Source organism: Acinetobacter sp. YH12132, from assembly GCF_013418645.1.
Lineage (GTDB): Bacteria > Pseudomonadota > Gammaproteobacteria > Pseudomonadales > Moraxellaceae > Acinetobacter > Acinetobacter indicus.
The window spans coordinates 54,008-80,543 of the sequence record NZ_VPBR01000001.1; the positions used below are offsets into that span (position 1 = coordinate 54,008).

At 46.9% G+C, this 26,536-nt stretch carries 31 protein-coding genes, 6 tRNA genes and 1 other RNA gene; 13 read left to right on the plus strand and 25 right to left on the minus strand.

What is annotated here, in order from left to right:
- The 4 genes from FTU67_RS00210 to rpoD all read right to left on the minus strand — a co-directional run bounded on the left by FTU67_RS00210 (window position 1) and on the right by rpoD (window position 3,695).
- Window positions 1–534, minus strand: a complete 534-nt coding sequence (locus FTU67_RS00210; RefSeq protein WP_160241544.1) for a hypothetical protein — start codon at window positions 532–534, stop codon at window positions 1–3.
- Between the two features lie 81 nt (window positions 535–615).
- On the minus strand, window positions 616–1,275 hold the full coding sequence (gene lipB / locus FTU67_RS00215; RefSeq protein WP_180006804.1) for a lipoyl(octanoyl) transferase LipB: 660 nt from the start codon (window positions 1,273–1,275) through the stop codon (window positions 616–618).
- 140 nt (window positions 1,276–1,415) lie between these two features.
- The gene (locus FTU67_RS00220; protein WP_005176130.1) at window positions 1,416–1,703 is read right to left on the minus strand and encodes a YbeD family protein; all 288 of its coding nucleotides are present in this window, start codon (window positions 1,701–1,703) and stop codon (window positions 1,416–1,418) included.
- Between the two features lie 99 nt (window positions 1,704–1,802).
- Window positions 1,803–3,695 (minus strand): RNA polymerase sigma factor RpoD, encoded by a 1,893-nt coding sequence (gene rpoD, locus FTU67_RS00225; protein WP_180006803.1) that lies wholly within the window; start codon window positions 3,693–3,695, stop codon window positions 1,803–1,805.
- 374 nt (window positions 3,696–4,069) lie between these two features.
- Between rpoD and FTU67_RS00230 the strand changes: the two genes are divergently transcribed.
- Entirely contained in the window at window positions 4,070–4,276 is a 207-nt protein-coding gene (locus tag FTU67_RS00230; protein WP_005176134.1) for a PA3496 family putative envelope integrity protein, read from the plus strand.
- A gap of 69 nt (window positions 4,277–4,345) precedes the next feature.
- The gene (locus FTU67_RS00235; RefSeq protein WP_005176137.1) at window positions 4,346–4,870 is read left to right on the plus strand and encodes a YecA family protein; all 525 of its coding nucleotides are present in this window, start codon (window positions 4,346–4,348) and stop codon (window positions 4,868–4,870) included.
- Between the two features lie 60 nt (window positions 4,871–4,930).
- Here the strand turns inward: FTU67_RS00235 and FTU67_RS00240 are convergent, their stop codons facing one another.
- The 5 genes from FTU67_RS00240 to FTU67_RS00260 all read right to left on the minus strand — a co-directional run bounded on the left by FTU67_RS00240 (window position 4,931) and on the right by FTU67_RS00260 (window position 8,365).
- Entirely contained in the window at window positions 4,931–5,491 is a 561-nt protein-coding gene (locus tag FTU67_RS00240; protein WP_016659900.1) for a glycine zipper domain-containing protein, read from the minus strand.
- A 293-nt stretch (window positions 5,492–5,784) separates the two neighbouring features.
- Window positions 5,785–6,192 (minus strand): ABZJ_00895 family protein, encoded by a 408-nt coding sequence (locus FTU67_RS00245; RefSeq protein WP_075167535.1) that lies wholly within the window; start codon window positions 6,190–6,192, stop codon window positions 5,785–5,787.
- A gap of 39 nt (window positions 6,193–6,231) precedes the next feature.
- Window positions 6,232–6,846: a DedA family protein gene (locus tag FTU67_RS00250; protein WP_180061305.1), complete on the minus strand. Its 615-nt coding sequence runs from the start codon at window positions 6,844–6,846 to the stop codon at window positions 6,232–6,234.
- A 74-nt stretch (window positions 6,847–6,920) separates the two neighbouring features.
- The gene (locus FTU67_RS00255) at window positions 6,921–7,223 is read right to left on the minus strand and encodes a hypothetical protein (protein WP_005176151.1); all 303 of its coding nucleotides are present in this window, start codon (window positions 7,221–7,223) and stop codon (window positions 6,921–6,923) included.
- A gap of 209 nt (window positions 7,224–7,432) precedes the next feature.
- Complete coding sequence (locus FTU67_RS00260; protein WP_005176153.1) at window positions 7,433–8,365, minus strand: rhodanese-related sulfurtransferase; 933 nt, start codon at window positions 8,363–8,365, stop codon at window positions 7,433–7,435.
- Window positions 8,366–8,564: 199 nt separating this feature from the next.
- Between FTU67_RS00260 and FTU67_RS00265 the strand changes: the two genes are divergently transcribed.
- Complete coding sequence (locus tag FTU67_RS00265) at window positions 8,565–9,056, plus strand: DUF1289 domain-containing protein (RefSeq protein ID WP_075174416.1); 492 nt, start codon at window positions 8,565–8,567, stop codon at window positions 9,054–9,056.
- A 49-nt stretch (window positions 9,057–9,105) separates the two neighbouring features.
- Window positions 9,106–9,723, plus strand: a complete 618-nt coding sequence (locus tag FTU67_RS00270; protein WP_180056934.1) for a LysE family translocator — start codon at window positions 9,106–9,108, stop codon at window positions 9,721–9,723.
- A gap of 74 nt (window positions 9,724–9,797) precedes the next feature.
- On the opposite strand, the gene panD is transcribed toward FTU67_RS00270, so the two are convergent.
- The 11 genes from panD to FTU67_RS00325 all read right to left on the minus strand — a co-directional run bounded on the left by panD (window position 9,798) and on the right by FTU67_RS00325 (window position 15,876).
- Window positions 9,798–10,178 (minus strand): aspartate 1-decarboxylase, encoded by a 381-nt coding sequence (panD, locus tag FTU67_RS00275; RefSeq protein WP_005176160.1) that lies wholly within the window; start codon window positions 10,176–10,178, stop codon window positions 9,798–9,800.
- A gap of 134 nt (window positions 10,179–10,312) precedes the next feature.
- Window positions 10,313–10,897: an aminoacyl-tRNA hydrolase gene (pth, locus tag FTU67_RS00280; protein ID WP_087662153.1), complete on the minus strand. Its 585-nt coding sequence runs from the start codon at window positions 10,895–10,897 to the stop codon at window positions 10,313–10,315.
- A 19-nt stretch (window positions 10,898–10,916) separates the two neighbouring features.
- Window positions 10,917–11,213, minus strand: coding sequence for a 50S ribosomal protein L25 (rplY, locus tag FTU67_RS00285; protein ID WP_005176167.1), 297 nt, complete (start codon window positions 11,211–11,213; stop codon window positions 10,917–10,919).
- A gap of 99 nt (window positions 11,214–11,312) precedes the next feature.
- Window positions 11,313–12,266, minus strand: coding sequence for a ribose-phosphate pyrophosphokinase (locus tag FTU67_RS00290; RefSeq protein ID WP_005176171.1), 954 nt, complete (start codon window positions 12,264–12,266; stop codon window positions 11,313–11,315).
- Between the two features lie 36 nt (window positions 12,267–12,302).
- A tRNA-Gln gene (locus tag FTU67_RS00295) sits at window positions 12,303–12,377 on the minus strand.
- Between the two features lie 91 nt (window positions 12,378–12,468).
- Window positions 12,469–12,543 (minus strand) — tRNA-Gln (locus FTU67_RS00300).
- Window positions 12,544–12,562: 19 nt separating this feature from the next.
- Window positions 12,563–12,637: transfer RNA gene (locus FTU67_RS00305), tRNA-Gln, on the minus strand.
- A 26-nt stretch (window positions 12,638–12,663) separates the two neighbouring features.
- Window positions 12,664–12,738: transfer RNA gene (locus FTU67_RS00310), tRNA-Gln, on the minus strand.
- Window positions 12,737–13,567, minus strand: coding sequence for a 4-(cytidine 5'-diphospho)-2-C-methyl-D-erythritol kinase (gene ispE, locus FTU67_RS00315; protein ID WP_180056917.1), 831 nt, complete (start codon window positions 13,565–13,567; stop codon window positions 12,737–12,739). Before ispE ends, FTU67_RS00310 begins: the two co-directional genes overlap by 2 nt.
- 12 nt (window positions 13,568–13,579) lie before the next feature.
- Complete coding sequence (gene lolB, locus FTU67_RS00320) at window positions 13,580–14,158, minus strand: lipoprotein insertase outer membrane protein LolB (protein ID WP_016659907.1); 579 nt, start codon at window positions 14,156–14,158, stop codon at window positions 13,580–13,582.
- Window positions 14,159–14,163: 5 nt separating this feature from the next.
- Entirely contained in the window at window positions 14,164–15,876 is a 1,713-nt protein-coding gene (locus FTU67_RS00325) for a tetratricopeptide repeat protein (protein ID WP_180056916.1), read from the minus strand.
- 78 nt (window positions 15,877–15,954) lie between these two features.
- Between FTU67_RS00325 and hemA the strand changes: the two genes are divergently transcribed.
- Window positions 15,955–17,238: a glutamyl-tRNA reductase gene (gene hemA / locus FTU67_RS00330; protein WP_016659909.1), complete on the plus strand. Its 1,284-nt coding sequence runs from the start codon at window positions 15,955–15,957 to the stop codon at window positions 17,236–17,238.
- A gap of 35 nt (window positions 17,239–17,273) precedes the next feature.
- On the opposite strand, the gene FTU67_RS00335 is transcribed toward hemA, so the two are convergent.
- Entirely contained in the window at window positions 17,274–19,172 is a 1,899-nt protein-coding gene (locus FTU67_RS00335) for a DNA primase (protein ID WP_104488032.1), read from the minus strand.
- Window positions 19,173–19,632: 460 nt separating this feature from the next.
- Entirely contained in the window at window positions 19,633–20,616 is a 984-nt protein-coding gene (locus FTU67_RS00340; RefSeq protein ID WP_005176190.1) for an outer membrane protein assembly factor BamD, read from the minus strand.
- Between the two features lie 71 nt (window positions 20,617–20,687).
- Between FTU67_RS00340 and rluD the strand changes: the two genes are divergently transcribed.
- The 3 genes from rluD (at window position 20,688) to FTU67_RS00355 (ending at window position 23,151) form a co-directional block, all read left to right on the plus strand.
- The gene (gene rluD, locus FTU67_RS00345) at window positions 20,688–21,740 is read left to right on the plus strand and encodes a 23S rRNA pseudouridine(1911/1915/1917) synthase RluD (RefSeq protein WP_180061306.1); all 1,053 of its coding nucleotides are present in this window, start codon (window positions 20,688–20,690) and stop codon (window positions 21,738–21,740) included.
- Window positions 21,741–21,804: 64 nt separating this feature from the next.
- Window positions 21,805–22,554, plus strand: a complete 750-nt coding sequence (pgeF, locus tag FTU67_RS00350; RefSeq protein WP_005176194.1) for a peptidoglycan editing factor PgeF — start codon at window positions 21,805–21,807, stop codon at window positions 22,552–22,554.
- Window positions 22,555–22,587: 33 nt separating this feature from the next.
- On the plus strand, window positions 22,588–23,151 hold the full coding sequence (locus FTU67_RS00355) for a flavodoxin family protein (RefSeq protein WP_104500249.1): 564 nt from the start codon (window positions 22,588–22,590) through the stop codon (window positions 23,149–23,151).
- 80 nt (window positions 23,152–23,231) lie between these two features.
- Here FTU67_RS00355 and smpB read toward each other — a convergent pair whose 3' ends face one another.
- Window positions 23,232–23,708 carry an SsrA-binding protein SmpB gene (gene smpB, locus FTU67_RS00360; protein WP_005176206.1) on the minus strand — a complete coding sequence of 159 codons (477 nt, stop codon included), beginning with the start codon at window positions 23,706–23,708 and terminating at the stop codon, window positions 23,232–23,234.
- A 181-nt stretch (window positions 23,709–23,889) separates the two neighbouring features.
- Between smpB and coaD the strand changes: the two genes are divergently transcribed.
- The 4 genes from coaD (at window position 23,890) to FTU67_RS00380 (ending at window position 25,202) form a co-directional block, all read left to right on the plus strand.
- Window positions 23,890–24,381, plus strand: a complete 492-nt coding sequence (coaD, locus tag FTU67_RS00365) for a pantetheine-phosphate adenylyltransferase (RefSeq protein WP_005176208.1) — start codon at window positions 23,890–23,892, stop codon at window positions 24,379–24,381.
- Between the two features lies 1 nt (window position 24,382).
- Entirely contained in the window at window positions 24,383–24,646 is a 264-nt protein-coding gene (locus FTU67_RS00370; RefSeq protein WP_034597403.1) for a YfhL family 4Fe-4S dicluster ferredoxin, read from the plus strand.
- 27 nt (window positions 24,647–24,673) lie between these two features.
- Window positions 24,674–25,052, plus strand: an RNA gene (rnpB, locus tag FTU67_RS00375) — RNase P RNA component class A.
- A 73-nt stretch (window positions 25,053–25,125) separates the two neighbouring features.
- A tRNA-Met gene (locus tag FTU67_RS00380) sits at window positions 25,126–25,202 on the plus strand.
- 40 nt (window positions 25,203–25,242) lie between these two features.
- On the opposite strand, the gene FTU67_RS00385 is transcribed toward FTU67_RS00380, so the two are convergent.
- The gene (locus tag FTU67_RS00385; RefSeq protein ID WP_225876425.1) at window positions 25,243–25,656 is read right to left on the minus strand and encodes a hypothetical protein; all 414 of its coding nucleotides are present in this window, start codon (window positions 25,654–25,656) and stop codon (window positions 25,243–25,245) included.
- Window positions 25,657–25,842: 186 nt separating this feature from the next.
- On the opposite strand from FTU67_RS00385, the gene FTU67_RS00390 reads away from it, so the two are divergent.
- Window positions 25,843–25,919, plus strand: a tRNA-Met gene (locus tag FTU67_RS00390).
- A 116-nt stretch (window positions 25,920–26,035) separates the two neighbouring features.
- On the opposite strand, the gene FTU67_RS00395 is transcribed toward FTU67_RS00390, so the two are convergent.
- Complete coding sequence (locus tag FTU67_RS00395; protein ID WP_180056912.1) at window positions 26,036–26,308, minus strand: hypothetical protein; 273 nt, start codon at window positions 26,306–26,308, stop codon at window positions 26,036–26,038.
- Window positions 26,309–26,536 lie beyond the last annotated feature (228 nt).

The following is a 26,536-nucleotide window of genomic DNA, read 5'->3' on the forward strand; positions in this document are numbered from 1 at the left end:
TTATGCACTCCGTTGGAAATAGGACTGAGCCACTTTCAGGTAAATATGGGCAGCTCCGCTGAGTTTTTCTTTTAAGTTAAGTTCGGATGGGTATTGTTTGACGGCCAGCTCTGCCAGCAGTTTAGGCAAAATCAGGGCTTCCATTTTGTTCAGGCAACGCACCAGACGAATGGCATAAGACAGGTCACCATCGGCAATCATGCGGTCATGGGCAAAGGCCTGTGCCGTACTTTCCTGAAACGAGAACACCAAAAAGGCATGGGTCAGATGCTTGAAGGTAATGACCAGATCGGGTTTGCCATCCAGTTCAGGCAGCAGTTCGAGCTGATGATCTTCAGTCACCCGGGCAATGAACGCAGGTCCATTGGGAAACACTTTCATGGACAGGATAAAATTTGCGGGAAACTTTGCAACTTCCTGTTTTATTTCTTGATCGACCTGGCTTGCCATCACCAGACCTCTGCCAATCACATCCATCATGAGTTTGACATAGGCCTGTTGCAAAGCGGGCTTCACGGTTTTGCTTGAAATCACTCGCTGAGTCCCTTTGTTAACATCTATTATTGGGTTTAGAGTAAATACTCTAATTTATTTCTTATTCAAAAGTAAAGTCATTTAGGCTTGAATGGTTTGAACCTCACTAAAGTAACCACTGTGCTCTAAAGTTTCAATGATATCTCGGCATAAAGTTTCAAACGATGGATAGTCTTGGACTAAATCCTGAATGCGCACCATTTCCAGACCGGCATACCCACAGGGGTTAATGGTTTGAAAACCACTCAAATCACAGTCAATATTCAGCGCTAGTCCATGGTAACTACGGCCTTTGCGGATTTTAAAGCCCAATGAGCCAATTTTACGCTCCGCGACATAGACACCCGGCGCATCTGCTTTGGCATAAGCTTCAATACCATATTTTTTGAGCAGCGCAATCATCAGGTTTTCGGCATACGATACCAGCGTGCGGACATTCCAGCCCAAACGGTTCAGGTCAAACAGGAAATACGCCACCAGCTGGCCCGGACCATGCCAGGTCACCTGTCCACCACGGTCGGTTTGTACCACCGGAATATGGCTGGGAATCAGAATATGTTCTGCCTTGCCGGCCTGACCTTGGGTCAGCACCTCATGATGCTGCAAAATCCAGAGCTCATCGGGGGTATTGGCATCACGCTGTTCAGTCAACTGCTTCATCTCTAAAAAGCGGTCTTGATACGGTGTTAATTGCGAATACTGGCGAATAATGAGGGTCGGTTTTTGAAGCGCATCGGTCACAGGCTGCGTCCTTAAAAATGAAATCTGCTGATGTGAATTATAATGATTCAGAATAGGAATAGGAGTGTGCCTGCTTTAAATTACTGCGGTTGCACGGTACGCCATAAAAAAACACGCATGAAGCGTGTTTTTTTTGAAACTTAAAGCGCGGTTTTAATCAGCGGGCAGGCAGCTAAATCGGCATAGACCGCATGCACCTGTTCCAGCTCCTCGAAACGCAGCTGTGCGGTAATCGAGTGGTATTTACCGGTACGCGACGGGGTCACGGTCATTTTGTCGCCATCAAAGTCCGGGAAGTGTTTCACGAAAATATCGTTCACCGCTTGACGCAGCTCTGCACCGGCCAGACCAATCAGTTTAATCGGGTAATCCATCGGAAAAACCCAAAGATGCTCTTGTAATTCACGAGAGGGAGTGCGGTCAATCATAATTACCTCAAAAGATTGAAAAACGCCTGCAAGGCGCAGGCGTTTTGGCATTGCTACTTAAATGGGGATGGATTGATCCCAATTCAAGCCGCTGCTGACTTAGTCGTTTTCCAGGAATGAACGCAGGTGTTCAGAGCGGGAAGGGTGACGTAATTTACGTAAGGCTTTGGCTTCAATCTGACGGATCCGTTCACGGGTCACATCAAACTGCTTACCGACTTCTTCCAGAGTATGATCGGTTGGCATATCAATACCAAAACGCATTTTCAGGACTTTGGCTTCACGTTCAGTCAGGTTTTCCAGCACTTCACGTGTCGCTTCTTTTAAGCCTTCTGAAGTTGCAGCATCGACCGGAGAGGTGATGTTGCTGTCTTCAATGAAGTCACCCAAATGCGAATCTTCATCATCACCAATTGGCGTTTCCATGGAAATTGGCTCTTTGGCAATTTTCAGGACTTTACGTACCTTCACTTCGTCCATTTCCAGACGTTCACCGAGTTCTTCCGGTGTCGGTTCGCGGCCCATTTCCTGCAGCAACTGACGAGAAACACGGTTAATCTTGTTAATGGTTTCAATCATGTGTACCGGAATACGGATGGTACGTGCCTGATCGGCAATCGAACGTGTGATCGCCTGACGAATCCACCAAGTCGCATAAGTCGAGAACTTGTAACCACGACGGTATTCAAACTTGTCTACCGCTTTCATCAGACCGATGTTACCTTCCTGAATCAGATCCAGGAACTGCAAGCCGCGGTTGGTGTATTTCTTGGCAATCGAGATCACCAGACGCAAGTTGGCTTCGACCATTTCTTTCTTGGCGCGACGTGCTTTGGCTTCACCCACCGCCATACGTTTGGCAATGTCTTTAATGTCTTTAACATTCAGACCCAACTCTTTTTCGATGTCGGCAATTTTTTGCTGGAAGGCCAGTACGTCAGGACGCACTTTTTCCAGGTAGCCTTTCATCTCTGCAGGAGCTTTGGCAATCTGTTCGTCTAACCATGCCGGATTAGATTCCTGACCCGGGAAAGTCGTACGGAACTGGGTACGGTCCATACGGCCACGACGTACCGCATAACGCATTACTTCACGTTCTGCTGCACGAATCTGGTCATGCGTGCCACGAATCATTTCTGAAATAATATCAAACAGGCGCGGCGCAAATTTGAACATCATGAACACGCTGGCCAGAGCCTGTAACGCAGCTTCCGCTTCTTTGCTGTTACGGCCATGCTTTGCAATGACGTCTTTGGCGTTTTTCCAGGCTTCAGTCAGCTCGGCAAAACGTACTTTGGCAATTTCAGGGTCCGGACCAGAATCCGCTTCAGAATCATCATCCGATTCTGACTCTTCTTCTTCATCGTCGTCATCAAGTTTGACATCTTTGGTTTTGGTGCTCTTGCTGCTCGATTCTTCTTCATCGTCGAGCACGGCTTCATCTTCCAGCACTTCCGGAATTTCTTCATCGGTTTCAGGATCTAAGTAACCTGAAAGCAGATCGGCCAGGCGGCGTTCGCCATTTTCATAATCTTTGTATTCTTGTAGAACCACTTCAACGGCATTTGGCCAGTACGCAATTGAATGCAGCACATCACGGATGCCTTCTTCAATACGTTTCGCGATACTAATTTCGCCTTCTCGCGTTAACAGCTCAACGGTCCCCATTTCACGCATATACATACGCACAGGGTCCGTGGTACGGCCAGGCTCATTTTCTACAGAAGCCAGTACTGCCGCTGCTTCTTCTTCAGCGACTTCATCTGCAGCTTCTGTGGTGTCTTCGAACATCGCATCATCAGATTCAGGTGCACGTTCATGCACAGGAATGCCCACGTCCTGAAGCATCTGGATGATGTCTTCAATCTGTTCGCTTTCCGTGATTGAGTCTGGGAGATGATCGTTAACCTCGGCATAAGTTAGGTAACCTTGCTCTTTGCCTCGGCTAATCAGAGCCGCTACTTGCGAAGTAGGGGAAGTCATATCGCTCATCTTTGCTTACTCTTCGTTGAATCTGTGGCAGTGAAAAACCGTGCATGATAGCACAATTTGCTGTAAAAGTTTCTGATTTGATCAATCAAGCATGATTTTATAAAAATGTTTGAAAGCAAAACTGAATAGGAATATGGGGCATCTTGCCCGGTTTTCAAGTCTGGCATCCGTTTTGTCCGCGAAATATTCTTGTCATATGCTTTAAACTATACTTATTCAGATAAGGTCTTCATAAATACACAAATTTTAGCGCGAAATACAAGCCAAAAATAGTCGGGAAAAACAAAAAATATAAATAAAACTTGACAACTTTTTCAAAGGCAGATAAATAGCGGCTAAACCCATTCACATTTTTTCATTCTGAGGTAGTTTTAGTGTCTTCAACAGATTTTGAACTAGATGATAACTACGGTGATGATGATGTCAGCTTCGATGAAGCGGCAGGTAAAATCAGTGCGAAAGAATCGTTAGAAAAACGTCGCCTGATTGATGATCTGCTGGCACAGCGTCGACTGGAGCGTGATCTCAAGGATTTTGATTATGACTTCGACGAAGATGATTTTGACGACGAAGATGACTGAAATTTGGGTTCAGTAAAGTCTTCGGAAAATGCTATGCTATACCTTGTATAGACGATTTTTGGATTTAAGATGAGTGCTTTAGATTTAGACCTGTTGAGTGAATATCTAGATGGTGACCAGAACGAATACGGTCTAGATTTTGCTGCCACTCATGGTTTTTTGTGTGCCATTGCAGTCGGCCCGCAATTTGACCAATGGCTGGATGAACTGTTTGAAGGCAACCAGAAAAAAGTGCCGGCAGAAATCGTAGCGCAGGTGAAAACCTGGCTCGAATCCATTCGTCAAAACCTGGCCAATGAAGAAGGCATTGAATTTCCATTCGAAATTGAAGAAGCAGATGTAGAATCAAGCTTGGGCGACTGGAGTGTGGGCTTTGTGGATGCCATGTTCCTGAATGAAGAAGCCTGGTTCACGCCAGAATTTGAAGAACAGCTGGTAGATCTGACTTTACCAATCATGGTGTTTAGCGGCATTGATGAAGAAGACCCGCAAATGGAAAGCTTCCGTCGTAATGGTCAGTTAATGGATGAGCTGGCGGAAGAAATTCCGGACAACCTTAATGAACTGTATTTGATGTATCACACTCCAAACTGATGCAAACCGAATAAATAAAAAAACACCTCCTCGGAGGTGTTTTTTTATAGCCGGATTACATTAGCGGGTCATACGGTTCCAGGCATCACGCACCGCATGTTTGGCATCTTCCCAGGCCAAACGGGTATCGCCCTTGGTGGACTCCCATTCGCTGCGTAAATCGGGTTCTACATCTTCAAAGCGTGTACCCGGTTCATAGCGTGAACGCTGGGCATAACCGACCCGATAGGCGGCCTGATAATCGCGCTCATAGCTTAAGTCCGGATGTGTGTTTTGCAGGCTGGTGTAGTAAGGCTGGCTCTGGCTGTGTTCACGCCAGTAAATATCTTCATCACCTTCGGTCGGGTTTTCGGCTTCCGCAGCGGTTTTACCAACCAGACCACCCACCACGGCACCAATGGTACCTCCGACCACTGCGCCAATCGGGCCGGTGGTGGCTCCGACTGCGGCACCTGTGGCTGCACCGCCGACCGCACCGACACCGGTGCCCACCGGATGGGTGCCGGTTTCACCGGTTTTCGGGTTGGCATTCAGCTGTTGCTGCTGCTGTTTTGGCAGCTGTTTGACCTGTTCGCGTTTTTGTTCCTGCTGGCGCTGGGTTTCTATTTCTGGATTCGTCATGTCTGTATCCTCTTGGGGCTGATGATGATCTAAGTAAAATGAATCAAAAAATTAAGATCAATCGGATCGCTTGAGTTTTAACTTAGATCAGACAGCACCCGGCGCGGGCAGGAGAATTGCACCTTTCACGTTAAGATAAATAACTTATGTCGGTTTCTGGTGACGAAAAGCAGGGCTTACTTACATACGGTTAAATTTTCTATGCAGATGCGCTGTCCGGAAGTCACCCATCTGCACGAAAGAATTTACTTCAGGATAATTTGATTTAACAGTGTCTGAAAATCGACTAACTATTACTGTTTGGCGCAATAAGCGGCATACCAGACGTAGGCGGCATAAAATACCGCACCATGGATGGCGACCATACATAGCATCAACACTGCCATGAGGGCCAGTCCCATTTTCTCAGCCGATTGAATAATCTGCTCTGCATAGGGGTTCATCAGCACCATAAAAAAGATAAACAGGCTGCCAATGATGATGGCCACGGCACTGCTGCCCCAAATCAGCTGAATTCTTTCATCTGAGGTCGGCAGGCGTTTTTCACGTTTTACAAAATGTTTGGCATTGATCAGCGCGACCACCACCAGTGTTGGAAAAAGGGTTAATACCCCAAGATTTAAACCATAAACTAGAACCATGGTCAGCAGGACCAGCGCAATGCTGTAGACCGCAGCCAAATGCAGCAAATAGTGTTTCATTGAATCCCCAAGTTTGGCCTGTAGCTCGGCCAATGCACATCACGAAGCGCGTTTACGCATATACCTACGGTATAGAATCCAGCCGATAATCGCAATCACAATTGCAATAATGACATAGCCGACCTGGCTAAAAATTTTCTGCATCAGCGCCTGATTTTCGCCAAAATAAAACCCGACCGCAGCCAGAAAAGTGGTCCAGATGATGGTGCCGAGGCTGCTGTAGAACATGAATTTCCAGAAGGGCATCCGGCTCATGCCGGCGGGAATACTAATTAAAGAGCGTACCGCCGGAATCATGCGTCCGGCAAAGACAATGCGATGTCCATACTGCTCGAACCAGTCCAGTGATTTTTTGACATCGGCCGATTTTAGGAACAGGTATTTGCCGTAGCGGTCGACAAAGCGGAAAATTGCATCATGTTCGAATTTATAGCCGATCCAGTACAGCAAGGCCGCTGCCAGTAGCGAACCGAAACAGCCGGCAATCACGACACCAACAAACAGTAATTCACCTTGTGAGGCCGAATAACCAGCAGAAGGCATAATAATTTCGGAAGGAATAGGGGGGGATACGTTGTCCAGAAACATAAGCAGGGCAATACCGAAGTAGCCCAGCTGTTCCATAATGGAAATAATCCATTCGGTCAGGTTCATAAAGTCAAGAAGGCCTAAAAATTAGACCTTCATGCTAAAGAGGATTGGTTTTTCAGTAAAGAGCTGAAACGTAACTAAAAATCTTCCTCAGCGGTATGCGACAGGGTGTGCACATAGACTTTTCGAAGCCCATACGCCACCAGCAGCGGCAAGACAGCGACAATCAGGTAACCACTCCAGATATTGGAAAGGTGATAGGCAATAAACATTGCCAGAATCGCGCCGAGCACGGTGCCAAACCCCACAATAAACAAGTGTGAACGCTGTTCAAGCTGCTGTTTCAGGTGGTGCAATTGCAGATCTTGCTGCTGATGCGCTCGTTGCAGTAAGGCAGTACGGAATTGGTGTTTATAGCGTGTTGTTATCGTTCTTTGCATAAGTCAATCCTTGTCCATGGGTGAGAATCTGTACGTCAAAATAAAACTGCATTGTTTTTGTTGTGATTTGGAGTTTAGCCTAAGCATGACTGGCTTCTGTTAGTACCAGAGGGTGCTTTGGTATTGAATTGATTCTGGTATGTGAACAGACGTAAAAAAAGCCCTATAAATAGGGCTTTTTGTAAAATTATTTGTACTGGTTTACATTATTACAGACGTTTGCGTTTTGCCGCTGCAATCTGAGATTGACGCATACGGAAGCCGGCTTTCTGTTTTTCTGTGGTTTTATCAATACAGTATTTACAAGATACGCCGTGTTCATAGCTTGGTTCTGCCACTTCTTCTGGCAGTAAAGGCCAACCACAGGCATGACACTTGGTATTTTGACCTTCTTCCACACCATGCGTAACCGCAGTACGACCATCAAATACGAAACATTCACCTTCCCACAGGCTTTCTTCTGCCGGGGTTTCTTCGAGGTATTTCAAAATACCGCCTTTCAGATGATAAACTTCCTGGAAGCCTTCTTGTAGCAATAACGAAGTGGATTTTTCACAGCGAATCCCACCGGTACAGAACATGGCAATTTTCTTGTCTTTGTGCTGTTCCAGTTCTTTTTTCACATAGTCTGGAAATTCACGGAAGGTTTCAGTTTGTGGATCAATCGCGCCTTTAAAAGTCCCGGCCTTGTATTCATAGTCATTGCGGGTATCAATTAAAATTACGTCATCACGTGCAATCAGTTCGTTCCATTCTTTCGGGTCCAGATAATGGCCGACCAGATCACGTGGTTTGACCTCTACACCCAAAGTCACAATTTCTTTTTTCAGCTTGATTTTCATTTTACGGAAAGGCTTGTCGGCGCTGTGCGACTCTTTATATTCCATCGCGCTAAAGCCTTCGTTTAAAAGAAACTGATGTACCTGATCAATGGCTTCGCGGTCGCCCGCCACCGTACCATTAATCCCTTCACCCGCCACAATGAGAGTACCACACAGGTTGATGCTGTTTACCAAGTCTAAAAGACGTTGTTGTAGATCTGCAGGATCTTGAACTTCTTTGAATTGATAAAGTGCGGCAACAACCCAACCAGAGGTCGCTTGCTGTTCTACAGGTGCAAGCTGTTCTACAGTAGCGTTCATGGAGTACTCCAATGTGATATAAAAAATTTGAGGGGCATATTTTAGCGTGAAAGTGCCCAGATAGCGAGAAATCCAGAACAGAAATATGGTTTTAAATCTGCGATAGAGTCGGCTATGATGCCTATCCTCGCCTATGATTTTACCAAAAGTAATACGGCCGCATTCAGGCCGGCATTACTGCGCTTTTCTGGAGTATATTTTGAGTACGGATCGTCGAATCGCCTCATTGACCCCGTGTGCAGGCCGCTGCTCTACGGTATTTGGTGATTCAGTGTGTCGTGGTTGTCGTCGTTTTAATCATGAAGTGATACGCTGGAATGGCTATACCCCCGAACAGCAAACGGCTGTCTGGCAGCGTCTGGATGCCCAGCTGGACCAGATTCTGGTACCAATGTTGCCATTTGCCCGCTTGCCGCAGGTAGAGCATTTTGTCCTGTCAAAGCGGGTGCGTTTACGTCCCGATGCCAGCGCAGGCCGCAAGTTATATCATGCGCTCAAATTATGTGAAAAAAACAAGCATCTGGCCGATGACAGTGGTCTTGGTATTCAGGCCGCGCAGGTTAAACCACTGTGGCAGGAATTTGAGCGTCGGGTACTGGCACTGGCGACTGCGAGTTATGACCTGGCATTTTTACGTGCCGATGGCATTAGCCAGCATTTATTAAAAGTCAGTCTGGAAGAGGATGACTAGTTTTTCATCCTAAGGTTTAAGCAAGAGTAGCGCAGGAGTACCACAGATGATCAATATGGCTGAATATCTGTTGTACTGTCTGGCGGTGGTGATCATGATTGCCACCCCAGGCCCGGTGATGATGCTGGTGATTGGTGCCGGACTCAAAGGTGGTTACCGGCGGGCGTTTCAGACCATTGTCGGGACTAATTTAGCTTCTTTGCTGTTAATTGCCTGCTCGGTGCTGATTTTAAAAGGCATCTTCAATATTCAGGCCTTCTGGCTGGATTTAATTAAGCTGCTAGGCTGTGTCTATATTGCCTATTTGGGGGTGGACATTCTCAAGGAAAGCCGGGCAGCGGCCGGACCGAAACAGGAGACGGCCAGCGCTGTAGGCGGATTTCGGCAGGGTTTTCTGGTCGGGATTTCCAATCCGAAAGATATTCTGTTTTTTAGTGCCTTTTTCCCGCAATTTATTCAGGTCACCGATCATTTTAATGATAGTCTAATCTTGCTGACCGCCAGCTGGATTGTACTGGATTTTCTGACTTTGTCTTTGTTGTATTTGGGTTTTTACCGTTTAACGCTGTCACGCGGTTATCGGCCGGTACTGGCGCTGTGTGGTGCTCTTTTAATTCTGATTGCGCTGTATGGACTAATCAGCACAGCAGGGCAGTATCTGTTTTAAGTAACCCATGACTTATATTTCTGCCATAAAAAAGCCCGCAATGTGCGGGCTTTTTCGTAGGATGATCTTAGGTCTTAAGCGACTTGTACCGGAATACAGTTGGCGGTGTGACTCACGGTGTTGTCCGGGTTGGCATATACCAGGCGTGGTTTATGCGCATTGGCTTCTACTTCAGTGAAATCACCGAAAGTCGCAATAATGATGATATCGCCGACATCTGCCTGATGTGCTGCGCCACCATTGACTGAAATGATGCCTGAATTGTCTTCACCACGAATCGCATAAGTGGTAAAGCGTTTGCCATTGGTTACGTTCCAGACGTGAATTTCTTCGTATTCGCGAATGCCAGCTAAATCCATAAGTTTGCCATCAATTGCACATGAACCTTCATAATGAAGTTCCGCATGTGTCACGAAAGCACGGTGAATTTTGCATTTTAATAAACGAGATAGCATGGCTAGCGTCTCCTTAGTGGACCTAAGATCTTTATCTTATGGTTGAATCAATCACTGCGACCGAATCAGCCGACGAGCGCATTTTGCGCCCAATTTTGCCAGATGGCAAGCAGGATTGTTCAACAATTATTAGGTTATTCGTTGGGTTTATAGGCATTGATCTGGTTCATGGCTTGCTGAATCTCGCCATTGACCAGTAATTTCATGCGAGACAGCGCGTGACTGAGGGCATCGTCCATCAAGCCTTGTTCCTGGCTTGGGGCTTTGCTGAGCACATGACCGGAAACACGTTCTTTAGACCCCGGATGACCAATACCAATGCGTAAACGGTGGAAATTTGGACCGGTGTGTGGAACGATGTCACGTAAACCATTATGACCACCATGACCGCCGCCAGTTTTCAGGCGAATAATCCCCGGATTCATATCCAGTTCATCATGGGCAATCAGCATGGCTTCAGGTGCGATTTGATAGAATTTGGCGAAGGGCACAACACTTTGACCGGAACGGTTCATAAAGGTTGTTGGTAATAGCAGACGAACGTCCTGACCTTCAATATTACCGCGACCGCTGATGCCTTTGAATTTCGGATCAGCTTTTAAAGAGATGCCATATTGATCTGCAAGGCGTTCAACAAACCAGAAGCCTGCATTATGGCGGGTTTGGGCATACTCAGTACCTGGGTTGCCCAAACCAACAATCAGTGAAATATTTGACACTAATTTACACCATTAACACTTATGCGCGTTTGAAGTCAGCGTGCATTGGTGTGTTTTTAGCAGGGTGACGTTGTAACGCTTGGATTTTCACGTTTTCAACTTTGTCGCCTACTTTGATTTCTACAACTTCTTCAAAGAAAGCATTGCTTTCTAAAGCTTTTACAAGCTCACGAAGTTCTAAAGTTACTGCTACTGGCTCAGCGTCGCCACCATAAATGATAGCTGGAACTTGAGCAGCGTGACGAAGGCGGCGGCTCGCACCTTTCCCTTGGTTAGCTGCTTCACGCGCTTGAGCGTTTAATACGAAGTTTGCCATGATAGACATCCTATTTCAGGTTAAATAAACCAGACCTGCGACCGATCTGGTGATAGAAAGCCCTGCATAAAGCAGGGCTTTTGAAAATTTAGCGCACTATTATAGATAAGAATCGAACATTGCGCTAATAGATTCTTCGTTGTTAATACGACGAATTGTTTCAGCAACCATGCTTGCGACTGAAACCTGACGAATCTTGCCAAGGTTTTGAGCTTCTTCTGATAATGGAATGGTGTCAGTAACAACCAGTTCATCAATCACAGAATTCTTTAAGTTCTCAATCGCTTTACCAGACAGCACCGGGTGAGTAGCATAAGCAACCACTTTACGCGCACCAAAAGTTTTGAGTGCATCTGCTGCTTTACACAGGGTACCTGCGGTATCGACCATGTCATCCACGATGACGCAGTCACGATCTTTCACATCACCAATCAAATGCATCACTTGTGATTCATTGGCTTTTTGACGACGTTTATCAATGATCGCAAGGTCGATATCCCCCATTTGCTTGGCAACAGCACGGGCACGTACGACACCACCCACGTCAGGTGAAACCACCATCAGGTTGTCGTGTGACTGCTGGCGTAAGTCAGCAAGCAGCGCTGGCGTACCGTAAATGTTGTCTACAGGAATATCGAAGAAACCTTGAATCTGGTCAGCGTGCAGGTCAATCATCACCACGCGGTCAATACCGACAGTGGTCAACATATCTGCAACCACTTTTGCAGTAATTGGCACACGGCTTGAACGAGGACGACGATCTTGACGGGCATAACCGAAATAAGGAATCACGGCAGTGATACGGCCAGCACTTGCACGACGCAATGCATCTGCCATCACCAGGATTTCCATCAGGTTATCATTGGTTGGGGCACAAGTAGGCTGAACGATGAAAACGTCTTTACCACGTACATTCTCGGTAATTTCTACAGCAATTTCACCGTCAGAAAACTGACCGACTGAGGCAGCACCTAAAGGAATGTGAAGATGGCTTACGACTTTTTGGGCGAATTGTGGATGCGCAGTTCCACTAAAAACGACAAGATTGGGCATGAAGCACCCTTGGCGGTTGGAATGTATGGAAATAGATGGCAGGGGTAGCTGGATTCGAACCAACGAATGGCGGGATCAAAACCCGCTGCCTTACCACTTGGCGATACCCCTAATGCGGCAGAACTTTAATATTTTTGCTGGTCGATGTCAAGGTAAATTAACAGCAGAACAGCAAACCAATGCTCTGTCTTTTTCGAGAAAATGGCAGGGGTAGCTGGATTCGAACCAACGAATGGCGGGATCAAAACCCGCTGCCTTACCACTTGGCGATACCCCTAAATTTGATGACTGTAAGATGGCAGGGGTAGCTGGATTCGAACCAACGGATGGCGGGATCAAAACCCGCTGCCTTACCACTTGGCGATACCCCTAATACAGTACATCTACAGGTGAAAAATGGCAGGGGTAGCTGGATTCGAACCAACGGATGGCGGGATCAAAACCCGCTGCCTTACCACTTGGCGATACCCCTATTCAACTTTGAAATGAATTAATGGTGATTCGGCTAAACTGTGGACCAGGTAAGCTTTACATGGTGCCTGAGCCAGAATCTCATCAATCTTCATTTCTGAAGTCACTTCAATAAAAACACAGGCACCTGTACCTGTAAGCTTGGCAACTCCGAACTGATCCAGATATTGCATGGCTTCATCGACTTCAGGATATAAGGCTCTGGCCAGTGGCTCAAAGTTGTTTCCGAAATCAGATGGCTTCAACTGATAGGCGCAAAATTTAGATGGCTTCGTATCTCTTGTCAACGTTTTTTGTGAAAAAAGCAGTTGAGTGCTGATAAAACAGTCAGGTTTTAGCACTATGTACTGTTTTTGTTCTAAGTCTATGAATGTTAAGTGTTCACCAATACCTTCTGCCCAGGCATTGCGGCCATGGACAAAAATCGGCACATCGGCGCCCAGTTGCACCCCTAAATCGGCCAGCTGCTCAGAATTGAGTTCACATTGCCACAGTTGGTTCAGCACAATGAGGGTGGTGGCGGCATTGGATGAGCCACCACCAAGTCCGGCACCCATAGGAATCTGTTTGTCCAGCCGGATTTTTAAACCGGTCGGCGCTTGGGCAAAAGGTTTTAAGATCTGCGCCGCCCGATAAATCAGGTTCTGTTCCAGATCGACTGAATTTAAACCGTCGATCTGAATCTCGGCTGTATCCAATGGCTCAAATTCAAGCCAGTCGTAGAGATCGATCAGCTGGAAAATGCTTTGCAGTTCATGATAGCCATTTTCACGGCGGCCAGTAATATGCAAAAACAGGTTCAGTTTGGCAGGTGAGGGAACACGAATCATGACAGCACAAAATTAACGGTTTTGGATCACCATTGTAATACGGTTCTCCTGACCGGATTCAAATGTTTGCTTTAAAATTAAACGGTTTGGCAAACGCGCCTGTTCGTTATAGCTTAAATCAACGGTCCAGCCATCTTCTAGAAACTGGGTTGGACGACGCTGGCTATCGTAAGCGACTTTGGCCTGTGTGGTGGCCGGACGTGCCTGCACCCAGTCAATGATATGACTGATTGGCGCTTGCCAGCCGGTGGCCCGCTGCAGCAGTTCTTCGGCTGTTGCTGCCTGAATGGTGCCGGTTTTGGCGCTATTCAGTGTGACTTGTCCCGGCTGGCCGGAAATCTGTGTTTTACCGACGCCTAAAATGCCGCTTAGCTCAATATCAAACTGTTCCTGCTGTTGCAGCCAGTTAAAAAAGGCGCTGCCTGATTGCTGTGGTGTGCGTACCCCGATTTTTCCTTGCAGATGAAACTGATTTTCTGCCTCAACCATTGGGCTTGCGGGTGTTTGCGGTTGGGTGAACTGCTGACAACCACCCAGCACCAGGGTGCTGACCGTGACAAGACTAAGACTGAGTTTGGAAATAAGTTGCATGCGTATTAACTCTGAGGGCTGTGTTGCGGTAACAATAACGAATGAAGCTGTTCTAATTGCGGATCATTTGGATATTTTTGTTGGAGTTGTTGTAAAACTTGACGAAATTTTGTCAAATTGCCCTGCATATACAGCGCCTTGGCATAACGGACCCCAATTTTGACTGTTGCACTTAAGGCAAAAGCCTTTTCCAGCACCTGGGCAGAGGTGTCAAAATCATTTTGCAGATAGCTGATCAGGCCTAAAGTATCCAGAATTGAGGCCTGTTCCGGGGCGAATTCCAGTGCCTGTTCCACATACTGGCGTGCTTCATCCAGCCGGCGGTTTTGCAGCGCCAGGGTATAGGCATAGGCATTTAAATAAGTCGGACTGTTCGGCTCGACCTGTAACAGCTTTTTCAGCAAGCGGTCCAGTTTGTCTTTGTCCTGATAAGGGTCTAGCAGCAACACTTCTGAATACAGCAGTTCCGGATCATCGGGTAAATTGCGGATGGCTTCATCCAGCAGTCTTAAGGCGGCAGTCTTGTTGTTCATGCGCTTTAGAATTTCCGCCTGAGCCTGATATAAAAAACTGGCATGCTGCGGATAATTGACCCGTTCCTGGGTTAAAAAGCGTAAGGCTTCATGCTGGCGGCTTTGCTGGCTATAAATATTGATCATGCTGCGCCGCGAAACGGTATACAGGCTGCCATCGACCAGACGGTAATAGGCTTTGGCGGTTTCAAAATGCTGTTTACGCTCGGCATTGACCGCCAGATAGTAATAGGCTTCATTTTGATACTGGTTGGAATAGCGCAACTCGACCAGATATTTCTCGGCCTTTTCATACTGCTTCAAGTCAATACTGGTCAGACCAGCCAGAAACAGGGCTTCATCTTCCTTTGGCCATTTTTCCAGCATCGCTTCCAGTTTGGTCAGGGCCAATTCCGGCTGATTGGTTTTTAACAGATATTTGGCTTCAGCCAGACGTACTTCTAGATTGTTTTTATGTTTGCGGCTGGATTTGGCATACCATTCCTGGGCAGCTTTTGAGTCTTGCAGCGCACTTAGCAGGCTGGCTTTGAGCAGGATATAACCGGTCACTTTCGGACGTTTGCGTAGCACCCGGTTGACCGTTTCCAGCGCTTCTTCTAACTGGCCATTCTGGGCTTTTAAACCGGCAATCAGAATCAGAATTGAGGGATTATCTTTTTCTTTGCTGGTGCGTAGTGCCTGAATCAGAAACTCACGATCTTCTGGCGACTCCGGGGCAATACCGGCCAGAATCTGTTCTAAATCGGCAGTGGCATCAATGGCCAGAATCTTGTCCAGGGTTTCAGCGGCCAGGTCATATTCATGCGCTTTCAGGGCAATATGCGCCAGATAAAACAGGGCTGGAACATCTTCCGGTTCCTGAATCACCCAGTGGGTGGCAATGTCCAAAGCTGCATTTAAGTCATTGTGTTCCAGTGCAATATTCAGTGCGCGCTGTTTAATACTGGTTGAATTACTTTTAATTGCCAGTACAGTATAGTTATGTAAGGCGGTGGCCACGTCATTTGAGGCGAGGGCAAATTCCGCCACCATGCTTTGTTTTATGGCATTCAGATTTGTAGGTGCATGGAAAAAATCTCCAGATGCTCTAATATGAGCACTAGAAGCCATGCTACCCACGAGTAAGATTGTGGTAGAATATTGCTTAATTGTCGCGCCGCTAAGCCGGCTGGTTGTTTGACGCAATTTTTCTTGATCCAAGTAATGCTTTTTATGACACCGTTATTGCACAATAGCATAAATTTAGCGAAATGATGATCTGATATGTCTTTCTTTGCATTGGGTGTCAACCATCAAACCGCCTCTGTAGAATTGCGTGAGCAAATTGCTTTTAACCCTGAAAAGTTAACTCAATTACTTGCCGAACAAAGCCAGAGCCACCTGTTAAATGACATGGTGGTGGTTTCTACATGTAACCGAACTGAAGTGTACGCCATGTCTGACCATGCAGACACGGTGCTGGGCTGGCTCGCCCAGGTAAATGGTCTGGATGTCAAACAACTACAAAATCACGTTTATCGCTATGAAAATGCGCAGGCTGTCACCCACTTAATGCGCGTTGCCAGCGGCCTCGATTCCCTAATGCTCGGTGAACCGCAAATTCTGGGGCAGGTCAAATCGGCCTTATCTTTGGCCAAAGATGCCCACACGGTTTCGCAAGATTTAAACCATATTTTTGAATACGCCTTTTATGCGGCCAAACGGGTGCGTTCTGAAACAGCAGTCGGCAGTCATGCGGTGTCCATGGGCTATGCAGTAGCACAGTTGGCGCTACAGGTGTTTAGCCATCCGGACAAGCTGACCGTGCTGGTGGTGGCGGCAGGTGAAATGAACAGCCTGGTGGCCAAACATCTGGCGGAAATGGGCGTGGCCAAGGTCATGATCTGTAACCGTACCCGCGCCCGTGCTGAAAATCTGGCCCAGGAAATTGCCCATCGGGTAGAAGTTGAAATTATTGAATTTGAACAGCTGGCAGAACATTTGCATCGCGCCGATGTGATCTCCAGCTGTACCGGCAGCCTGCATCAGGTGATTGGCTATAAAGAAGTCAAAGCCGCGCTGAAAAAGCGTCGTTACCAGCAGATGTTGCTGGTCGATCTGGCTGTTCCGCGTGATATCGACCCGAAAGTCGAATCACTAGATGGTGTGTATTTATACGGTGTCGATGACCTGCAAAGCGTGATTGATGAGAATCTGGCACAGCGTCGTCAGGCCGCGGTAGAAGCCGAGGTGATGGTGAATCAGTTGGCGACCGAACTGGTAACCCAGCAAAAGGTCAAAAGTGCCGGCAGTACCATTCAGGCTTATCGTGAGCAGGGTGAAACGTTACGTCAGGAAGAACTGCAACTGGCGATGGCGCGAATTGCCAAAGGTGAAAATGCGGCACAGGTGTTACAGGAATTTTCTTACCGTTTGACCCAGAAATTGCTGCATCCCACCTCGATTGTGCTGCGTCAGGCGGCCAAAGCCGAAGATCCGGAATACTTTGAAATGCTGCAAAGCGAACTGCAGCAGGTCAGTGCCAAACGGCGTAAATCTAAACGCTAAGCCATTGTGATGGTTCAGCATTGTTTTAATGCCGCTTATTCTTCCAGTAAGGTCAGAGAACGTTTTTTATCAATCTGATAAATCTGATGTTTCAGATTACGCATTTCTTCAATACTGCTAAATTTCTTCGAGCGGATTTTTTGCTGCAAGAAGTGGTATTGCAGTTTAATGGAAAAATCTTCGGCCAGCTTGTCAGCTTTCTCTGGCGAAGTGGTGTAATCGCCGACATTGGCTTGCTGTAAAATGCGCTGTAATTCGTAGTGATAAGCCGCACAGGCGCCTAGCACATAGTATTTGGCCAGTTCTGGATCATCCGGTAATTCATCAAAAATTCCGTTAAAGATTTGCAGGATTTTGGCCAGTAACTGATCGGCCGGAATCAGTGCGCGTAACGGTTCAAAATGAATATATAAATACGGATGGTTGATCAGAATCGCCACCACATATTCTTCGGCATCAACCTTGGTGCTAAAGCTGAGTGAGGCATCATTATTGGTATGTGGCTGCCATTTGCGGTTAAAGCCGAGTTTTTCCCGGAAAAACTGTTGCAGCAGATAACGGTAAGAGCCGGTTTTCGGTAACAGTTCAGTCAGCTGTTTTAACTCGCCCATCACCTGACTTTTGCCTTCGGGCTTGCTGATATCATGGTTTTGACTTAAATGCGCAAACACAAAATCAGACAGTAGCGGCGCCTGATCGAGCAGGCGGCGGAAATTTTCAATACCTTCACGGCGGATCAGCGAGTCTGGGTCATGATCATCCGGCAGCACAAAAAACTTCAGTTCACGGCCATCATTCAGCAGGGGCAGGGCAATTTCCAGCGTACGTCGTGCTGCTTTCTGACCTGCGGCATCACCATCAAAGGCAATGGTAATGCGTGAGTTCTGCTTAAACAGAATATTCAGGTGTTCGGTATTACTGGCAGTCCCCAGCGTTGCCACGGCGCCATAAATGCCATATTGCTGCAGCGCAATCACATCCATATAGCCTTCCACCATCAGCCAGTCCTGGGCTTTCTGCTTGCGGCCTTCGTATAGGCCATACAGCAGCTGGTTTTTGTGGAAGACTTCCGAATCGGGCGAGTTGATATATTTCGGCTTGATTTCATCATTGAGCGCACGGCCACCAAAACCGACCACACGCCCTTTGTGATCGCGGATCGGGAAAATCACCCGGTCACGTAGCAGGTCAAAATCACGGCCGGAATCGCTGGTACGAATTAGCCCCAGCAGTTTTAAACCTTCAATATCTTGTGGAAAGGCTTTTTCCAGATGCTGCCAGTCTTCCGGTGCATAGCCCAAACGCCAGAACTGGATGGTCTGTGCGCTTAAACCGCGCTGGCGAAAATATTGCTGTGCCGACTGGCTGTGCGGTAACTGCTGTTCATAAAACTGCGCCACATTTTCCAGCAGATCAAACAGGTTGCCTTCCTGGATCGGCTCCTGATCAAAATCCGGATATTGTTCAAAACCGGCAAAGGGATCATCTGCTGGCTGGAACTGCTCAAAAGGATCAAAATGTGCAGCAGGGACTTGATCAGTTTCGGTCGGTGTGGGTGTTGCTGGCGCGGGTGCAGTTTTGGCCGGTGGCGCCGGTTTTTTGGCCTCGCGTTTATAGACCAGTTTTTTGCTGTCCTGATTGTCTTTTGGCAGCTCGATACCGGTCTGACTGGCCAGATCTTTCATGACATCGACAAAGTTACGGCTGTCGATATCCATTAAAAAGCGAATTGCATTGCCGTTGGCCTGACAGCCAAAGCAGTGATAATACTGTTTGTCGCGATAAACGTGGAAAGACGGGGTTTTTTCCTGATGAAATGGACAACAGCCCGAATAGGTCCGCCCGGTTTTTTTCAGTTTCACGCGCTGACCAATCAGATCGACAATGTCGGTCCGATCCAGAATCTGATCAATCGTGTGTTGAGGAATAGCCATACTGTTTTTATCGGGTCGGTTAAGCGGTAGGTCGAACAGATCGACAGGGTATAGAGATTACAGTGTATTGTTTCCTTTCTATCCGGTTTTGCGTGTTCAGGCAAGTGGCCAAGATAAAAGGGCAAGTATAGTAACGTATGCTTTATATTTTGCAAAATTGAAAAACAGGTTAAAAGCTCTATCCTTACTCGCTATTTTTCAAAGCTGTACTTATGTTAGGACAATAAAAGGAAGAAAAAAATTTTATTTTAAGTGTGTTGGGCCTCTATTTTCATTCGGCCTGTTAAGGGCTTTGTATGGAGAATTTCCTACTTTGGAAAGACCCAAAGTAGGCAAAAGTCTTTGTTCCCCATACACAACATCCTTGTTGTGATGGGGAACGTGTGGCATCCCTGCCACATCCGCGTATCCAATGGAATGTTTAAATCAAATTTAAGACAGTCATGGATGTTAATTATGTTTACTCGGCCGCTTCACTGTTTTCCTGTTTTTCAGGACGGTCCAGCAAACCAAAACTTAAACGGTTGGTCCAGCTACGTGGTTCTTCCTGCTGGTTGGCCAGTTTTTGCTGCTGTTCGGTGGTGGCCTGTGCTTCACGACCAAAAATACCCAAAGTCGCACGGTTTAGCCAGCTACCTTCATTCCGTGCAGCACGCAGGTTTACAGAGCCATCGGCTTTAACCAGATTTGGATAGTTCAGTTTTAACAGGTCAATATACTGTTGTGCAGTGGCACGGTCACCCAGTTGGGTATAACCATAGGCTGCGGTGGCAATTGCTTCCGGAATCTGTGGGGTTTGCGGATAATGTTCGATTACCCAGAGTGAACGTTCCACCGCGGCGACCCAGGCCTTACGTTTAATATTAAAACGTGCCGCATTCATTTCCGCTTCTGCCAGCTCTTGCCCGATAAACTGCATACGTTGTGCAGCATCCACAGCATAGGTGCTTGATGGATAACGGCGAATGAAATCGACAAAGTTCTGATAAGCCACTTTTAAATAGCTGACATCACGATGCGCCTGTTTTAACGAGGTATAACGGATTAAACCATCATAGTTCTGTTCCATATTGGCCACGCCGCGCACATAGTAGGCATAGTCAGCATTTGGATGCTGCGGGTTCATCCGGATAAAACGGTCGGCCAGTGCGACTGCACCTTCATAATCTTTTTGCTGGAATTTTGCATACAGCAGCTCAAGTTGTGCCTGCTGGGCATATTCACCGGTAGGATAATAGGTTTCTAATGCTTCAAGATGCTGGATAGCATCGGTATATTGCCCGCGTTCCAGTGCTCGTTCTGCTTTTTGAATATAAACTTGTTCGCTAGATTGCGGACCTGTATCGACCACTTCTTTTTTTGGATTACTGCTACAGCCCACGATTGCAGATGCAACGCCAAGTGAAAGAGCTAGCATGGTAATTTTATAACGTGGTAGCGACATAAAAATTCCTCTGTTATTACGGGCAATGAGCTACAATTGCGCTATTAAACCACTTTTGTCTGAATGATCAAATGTCTCAAGCACAATCTTCCAATTCCAACATCCCTGAAACTGACTTCAATTTACTTGATGATTCTGAGGATGCAGATAATCATACTTCAGACCCAACTGCAACACGTTTATCGTTGCAATTTCAACTGGATGAAAGCTATCTGGGGCAACGTATCGATCAGGTTGCAGCCCTCATCTGGAGTGATTTTTCACGTGAAAAACTGAAGCAGTGGCTAAAAGATGGTCATTTGTTGGTGAATGGTAACACTGTCAAACCAAAGTACAAGTGCGAAGGCAATGAACTGTTAAGTTTAAATGTTGAACTTGAAGCACAGACCAACAGTCAGCCTGAAAACATCCCTTTAGATATTGCCTATGAAGATGATGATATTTTAGTGATTAATAAACCGGTTGGCATGGTGGTGCATCCTGGTGCGGGCAATATTACCGGCACACTGGTCAATGCCTTGCTGTTCCATTATCCAAAATCGGCAGAATTGTCACGTGCCGGGCTGGTACATCGTATTGATAAAGACACCAGCGGTTTGCTGGTGGTGGCGAAAAATCTTGAGGCACAGTTTGACCTGAGCAAGCAGCTGGCCAACAAGTCGGTGTACCGGATTTATGACGTGGTGGTATATGGCAATATCATTGCCGGCGGCACCATTGATGAACCGATCAAGCGCCATCCGGTCGACCGTGTCAAAATGACAGTGCTTCCGGGCGGCAAAGACGCCGTGACCCACTATAACGTGAAAGAGCGTTTCCAGCATTTCACCCGGGTTCAGGCGCGTCTGGAAACCGGCCGTACCCATCAGATTCGGGTTCATTTTAGCTATATCGGTCATGGTCTGATTGGCGATCCGGTGTATATGCCACGTGTGCGTGTGCCGGCTGGAGCCTCCGAGCTGCTCAATGAAACCTTGCGCGGTTTTAAACGTCAGGCACTGCACGCGGCCAAACTGGGGCTGGTGCATCCACGTACCAAACAGGACATGATGTTTGAAGCGCCGTGGCCGGAAGATTTCAGCCAGCTGGTGGATGTGTTGCGTAGCGAAAACGCTGCCTATTAAACCGTTCTGCAGCGTTGAGAAAGTATGATCTCAACGCCGCTTTTAAGTGAACACAGGAGCTGAGATGCAATTTATTCAGGGATTACCGGCACAGGTTTATGTGGCGCAAACGCGGATTCAGCATCAGCAGGCCTTGCCAGCGCAAGTACCGGAACTGGCCGGTTTTAACCTAGCCTTGCATGTACAGGATGCAGCGGAACGGGTGCAGCAGCATCGTATGCTGTTACTGGAACAGCTGGCCGAATACGGTGTTAATACAATCAGCTGGATGAACCAGACCCACAGCACCTTGTGTCATGTGATAAATGATGAGCTGCATTTTAATGCACCGGAAGGCGATGGACTGGTCACGCAGCGCAAAGGCCATGCCTTAATGATGATGACCGCCGACTGCCTGCCCATTGTGCTGGGCAATCAGGATGGCACTGAAGTGGCCAATTTACATGCCGGCTGGAAAGGTCTGGCACAGGGTATTGTTGAAAATACCATTGCCGCCATGCAGCACCCACCGACCTGGGCCTGGTTAGGCGCGGCCATTAGCCAGCCGTGTTTTGAGGTAGGGGCCGAAGTAAAGCAGGTATTTTGTGAGAAATATCCCGCATTAAGCAGCGCCTTTCAGGCAGGGAAACAGGCCGGAAAATTCTATGCCGATTTATATGCGATTGCCCGCTATATCCTGACCGAGCAGGGGGTAACCACCATTTTAGGTGGTGATCAGTGTACCTATCGGCAGGCCGAGGAGTATTATTCTTATCGTCGTCAGGCCAAAACCGGACGCATGGCAACATTCGTTTTTATCGCTGATCAATGCTAAACTTGACTGAATTATTGGGTTTTTAAAGTTTCCATGTCTGTTACTGATCAAACATCTGTGTCGCAAGTAAAAGTCTGTGTTGTGTATCATAGTCCCTATGGCCATACCGCTAAGGTGGCACAGCATATTGTGCAGGGCGCCGAAAAAGCCGGAGCTGAAGTACATTTAATGGCAGTGAGCGAGGTCGATTGGGATGTGCTGGATCAGAGCGATATTCTGGTCATGGGCTGTCCAACCTATATGGGCAGTCTGACTTCGGCACTGAAACAGTTTATGGAACAATCTTCAAAACGCTGGCTGGCGCGAAGCTGGCAGGGCAAAATTGCTGCTGGCTTTACCAATGGCGGCGGTTTAAGCGGTGACAAGCTGGCGGTGTTACAGCAGATCAATTTATTTGCCATGCAGCATGGCATGTTATGGTCGGGCTTGCCGTTTATGCCAACAGGCCGTAGTCCGCATGATATTAACCGGATGTCGAGCTTTCTGGGCTTAATGACCCAGTCTGACAATGCCAGCGTTGACGTTACCCCGCCAGAAGGTGACCTGGAAACAGCGGTGAAGTTTGGCGCTTATCTGGTGGGCTTAAAACAGAAATAAGTTTGCTTTCCAATGATGCAATAAAAAATGCCTCCCATGTTGGAGGCATTTTTACATCAAGTACTTGTGTTCAAACGTGCTTATTTATGCATTAAACGGGCTTTATCACGCTGCCAGTCACGGTCTTTTTCAGTGGCACGTTTATCATGCAGCTGTTTCCCTTTCACCAGGGCAATTTCCAGTTTGGCCAGCGGACCTTTCCAGTAACAGACCAGCGGCACACAGGAATAACCTTTCTGGTTCACCGCACCGAGCAGTTTGGCAATTTCTTTGCGGTTCAGTAACAGCTTGCGGGTACGGGTCGCTTCAGGCACCACATGGGTCGAAGCCGACAGTAAAGGTTGAATTTGGGCGCCAAATAAGAAGGCTTCACCATTTTTAAAGGTGATATAGCTTTCGGTCAGGCTCATACGACCGGCACGCAAAGACTTGACTTCCCAGCCTTGCAGGGACAGTCCGGCTTCAAATTTTTCTTCAATAAAATAATCGTGGCGTGCACGTTTGTTCTGTGCAATCGTGCCACTGGTATTTTTTTTAACTACAGTTGCTTTCGCCATAATGAGTCACTTCCAACGTTAGGCCTATTGTGCCCCAAACACAGGCATGCTGACAATTCCAAAATCAGCGCTGAATTACAGCACTATCGCAGGATTTTTGTGAAATTGGCCGAGTTTATTCACCAATAAATCAAGTTTTTGCTAAAATATGGCTCTACAAAACCAACTAGAGTAAAAATGGATGTCTAAAACTCGCGTGATTTATCCGGGGACCTTTGATCCAATCACCAATGGTCATATCGATTTAGTAACACGGGCGGCCAGAATGTTTGATGAAGTGGTGGTCGCAATTGCCATTGGTCATCATAAAAATCCGGTGTTTACTCTAGATGAGCGGGTAGAACTGGCCAAAACCTCACTCAGCCATTTACCCAATGTGGAATTTGTCGGCTTTGATGGCCTGCTGGTGAATTTCTTCCGCGAACAGCAGGCCACGGCGGTACTGCGTGGTTTACGTGCAGTGTCTGACTTTGAATACGAGTTTCAGCTGGCCAATATGAACCGTCAGCTGGATACCAATTTTGAAGCGGTATTTTTAACGCCGTCAGAGCAATATTCGTTTATTTCATCTACGCTGGTGCGTGAAATTGCGCGTTTAAAAGGAGATGTGACCAAGTTTGTACCGCAAACCGTGGTCGAAGCCTTTGAACGCAAACATCAACAAGGTTGGTAGCGTGTCTTTATATATTACCGATGAATGCATTAACTGCGATGTCTGTGAACCTGTGTGCCCGAATGAGGCTATTTTCATGGGCGAGCTGATTTATGAAATCAACCCGGCGCTGTGTACCGAATGTGTCGGGCATCATGATAAACCGCAGTGTCAGTTATTCTGTCCGGTGGACTGTATTCCGCATGATCCCCATCATGTCGAAACCCAGGAACAATTGCTGGAAAAGTATCAAAAACTGATTGATCAAAAAAGCACGAGCAATTAGTGCATTTATTTGTTAAGATGCGCCCTCGAAGTGAACCAGACGATCGCTGCTGTGGAGGTCTCCGTGACTAAAGCAGGGGAGGAAAGTCCGGGCTTCATAGGGCAGGGTGCCAGGTAACGCCTGGGCGGCGTGAGCCGACGGAAAGTGCAGCAGAGAGTAGACCGCCTTCATTCAGGTTTCTTTTTCGGAAGAAATCGAAGGTAAGGGTGAAAGGGTGCGGTAAGAGCGCACCGCATGACTGGTAACAGTTCATGGCATGGTAAACCCCACCAGAAGCAAGACCAAATAGGAATCCTGAGGTACGGCCCGTACTGGATTCGGGTAGGTCGCTTGAGCGTATGAGTGATTGTACGCCTAGAGGAATGATCGTTCTCGACAGAACCCGGCTTATCGGTTCACTTCACCAAATTTTGTACAATTAGCCTGTAGAAGGGCTTGACGTTATAAACATTACAGCAGATAATGCGCGCACAGTTTACGGCTATGTAGCTCAGTTGGTTAGAGCACCGCACTCATAATGCGGGGGTCACAAGTTCAAGTCTCGTCATAGCCACCATTTTTAAAGATCACATCCTTATGTGATCTTTTTTTTGTCTTTAAAATCTGTGCTCGCAGTTGAGCTGCTGCACATCCAGCTTCAGCGTCTGCTGTAGCTGTTGAATCTGTTGCCAGCGTTGCTGCTGGTCGGCATAGACAAAAATTTTCTCATCGACCTGATCCAGTTTGGACACGGTAATTTTTTGTGCAGCACAATAACGGCCTTCATAGCGTTCCTGTGCAAGCGCCTGTTGTGCTTCAGGACTTAGGCGATCTGCGGTTAAAATCTTCTGCTGGCCTTTGGCATACTCGACCAGAATGCGTTTTTGCGGAATGGTGAACCAGAGATGACCATTAATAAATTCTGCGACATCGCGGCGTACCCCGTTATAGTCCACCATGAGTGGGGCAACCAGCTGACAGCCCGATAATGTCGCAACTAGCAGACTACTGATCCATATTTTTAACTGCATTGTGTTCAAATGATTGATCCTGGAAAGTTTCATCATAGTCAGCGAAAGGGTTTGACCCAAGTAAAAAATTGCAAATCCGGTTAAAAATTAATAAAAACGTCATGTTTTGCTTAAACAGTGTTCATTTGAGTAGATAAATATCTTGACGATAAAGTCCGAACTTTAGATAATGCGCACACAGTTTACGGCTATGTAGCTCAGTTGGTTAGAGCACCGCACTCATAATGCGGGGGTCACAGGTTCAAGTCCCGTCATAGCCACCATTTTAAAAGACCAAGCTCTCAGCTTGGTCTCTTTTTTTGTCTGTTCAAAAAGTCCAAAAAAATGTTGTGCAAACTCTCCGCGCAATTTAGATACCAGCGATGAATAAAATGCTGGCTTAGGAATTCAGCTGTTGCTGTACCCAGCTTAAGAATTCCTGTTTATGCGCAAGGGCCGGCGCTTTAGAACCATCAATCACTTTAGGCTTGCCATTAAATATACCTTTAAACAGATAAGACTGCCCAGCTTCAAACTCGATACTGCCTGTATCATGGATTTCGGCGAAAAACGCGTTCAGGTGCTCATACTGGCTATAGCGATGAAAATGCGGACGTTCAGTTAAATAATGATAAATCTGTTCTAAAGTCTGCAGGGTATTTCTTAGTGTCATATGAAATCCATTGCATCCAATTTTAGCTCATGCATATCTTGAACATAGGGTTAAACATAGACCGTTGTCTATCTGTTTTTAGTCAACCTAGACGATTCATTGATATTGGTTTTTTTGAATGACGTAGAACTCAAAAATATAGGATCGGTTTAGATGGCAGGGGAAGATGCGTATTCTAAGTAGCCTCATTCCAGCAGACAATAAAAAACCCCAAGACTGGCTTGAGGT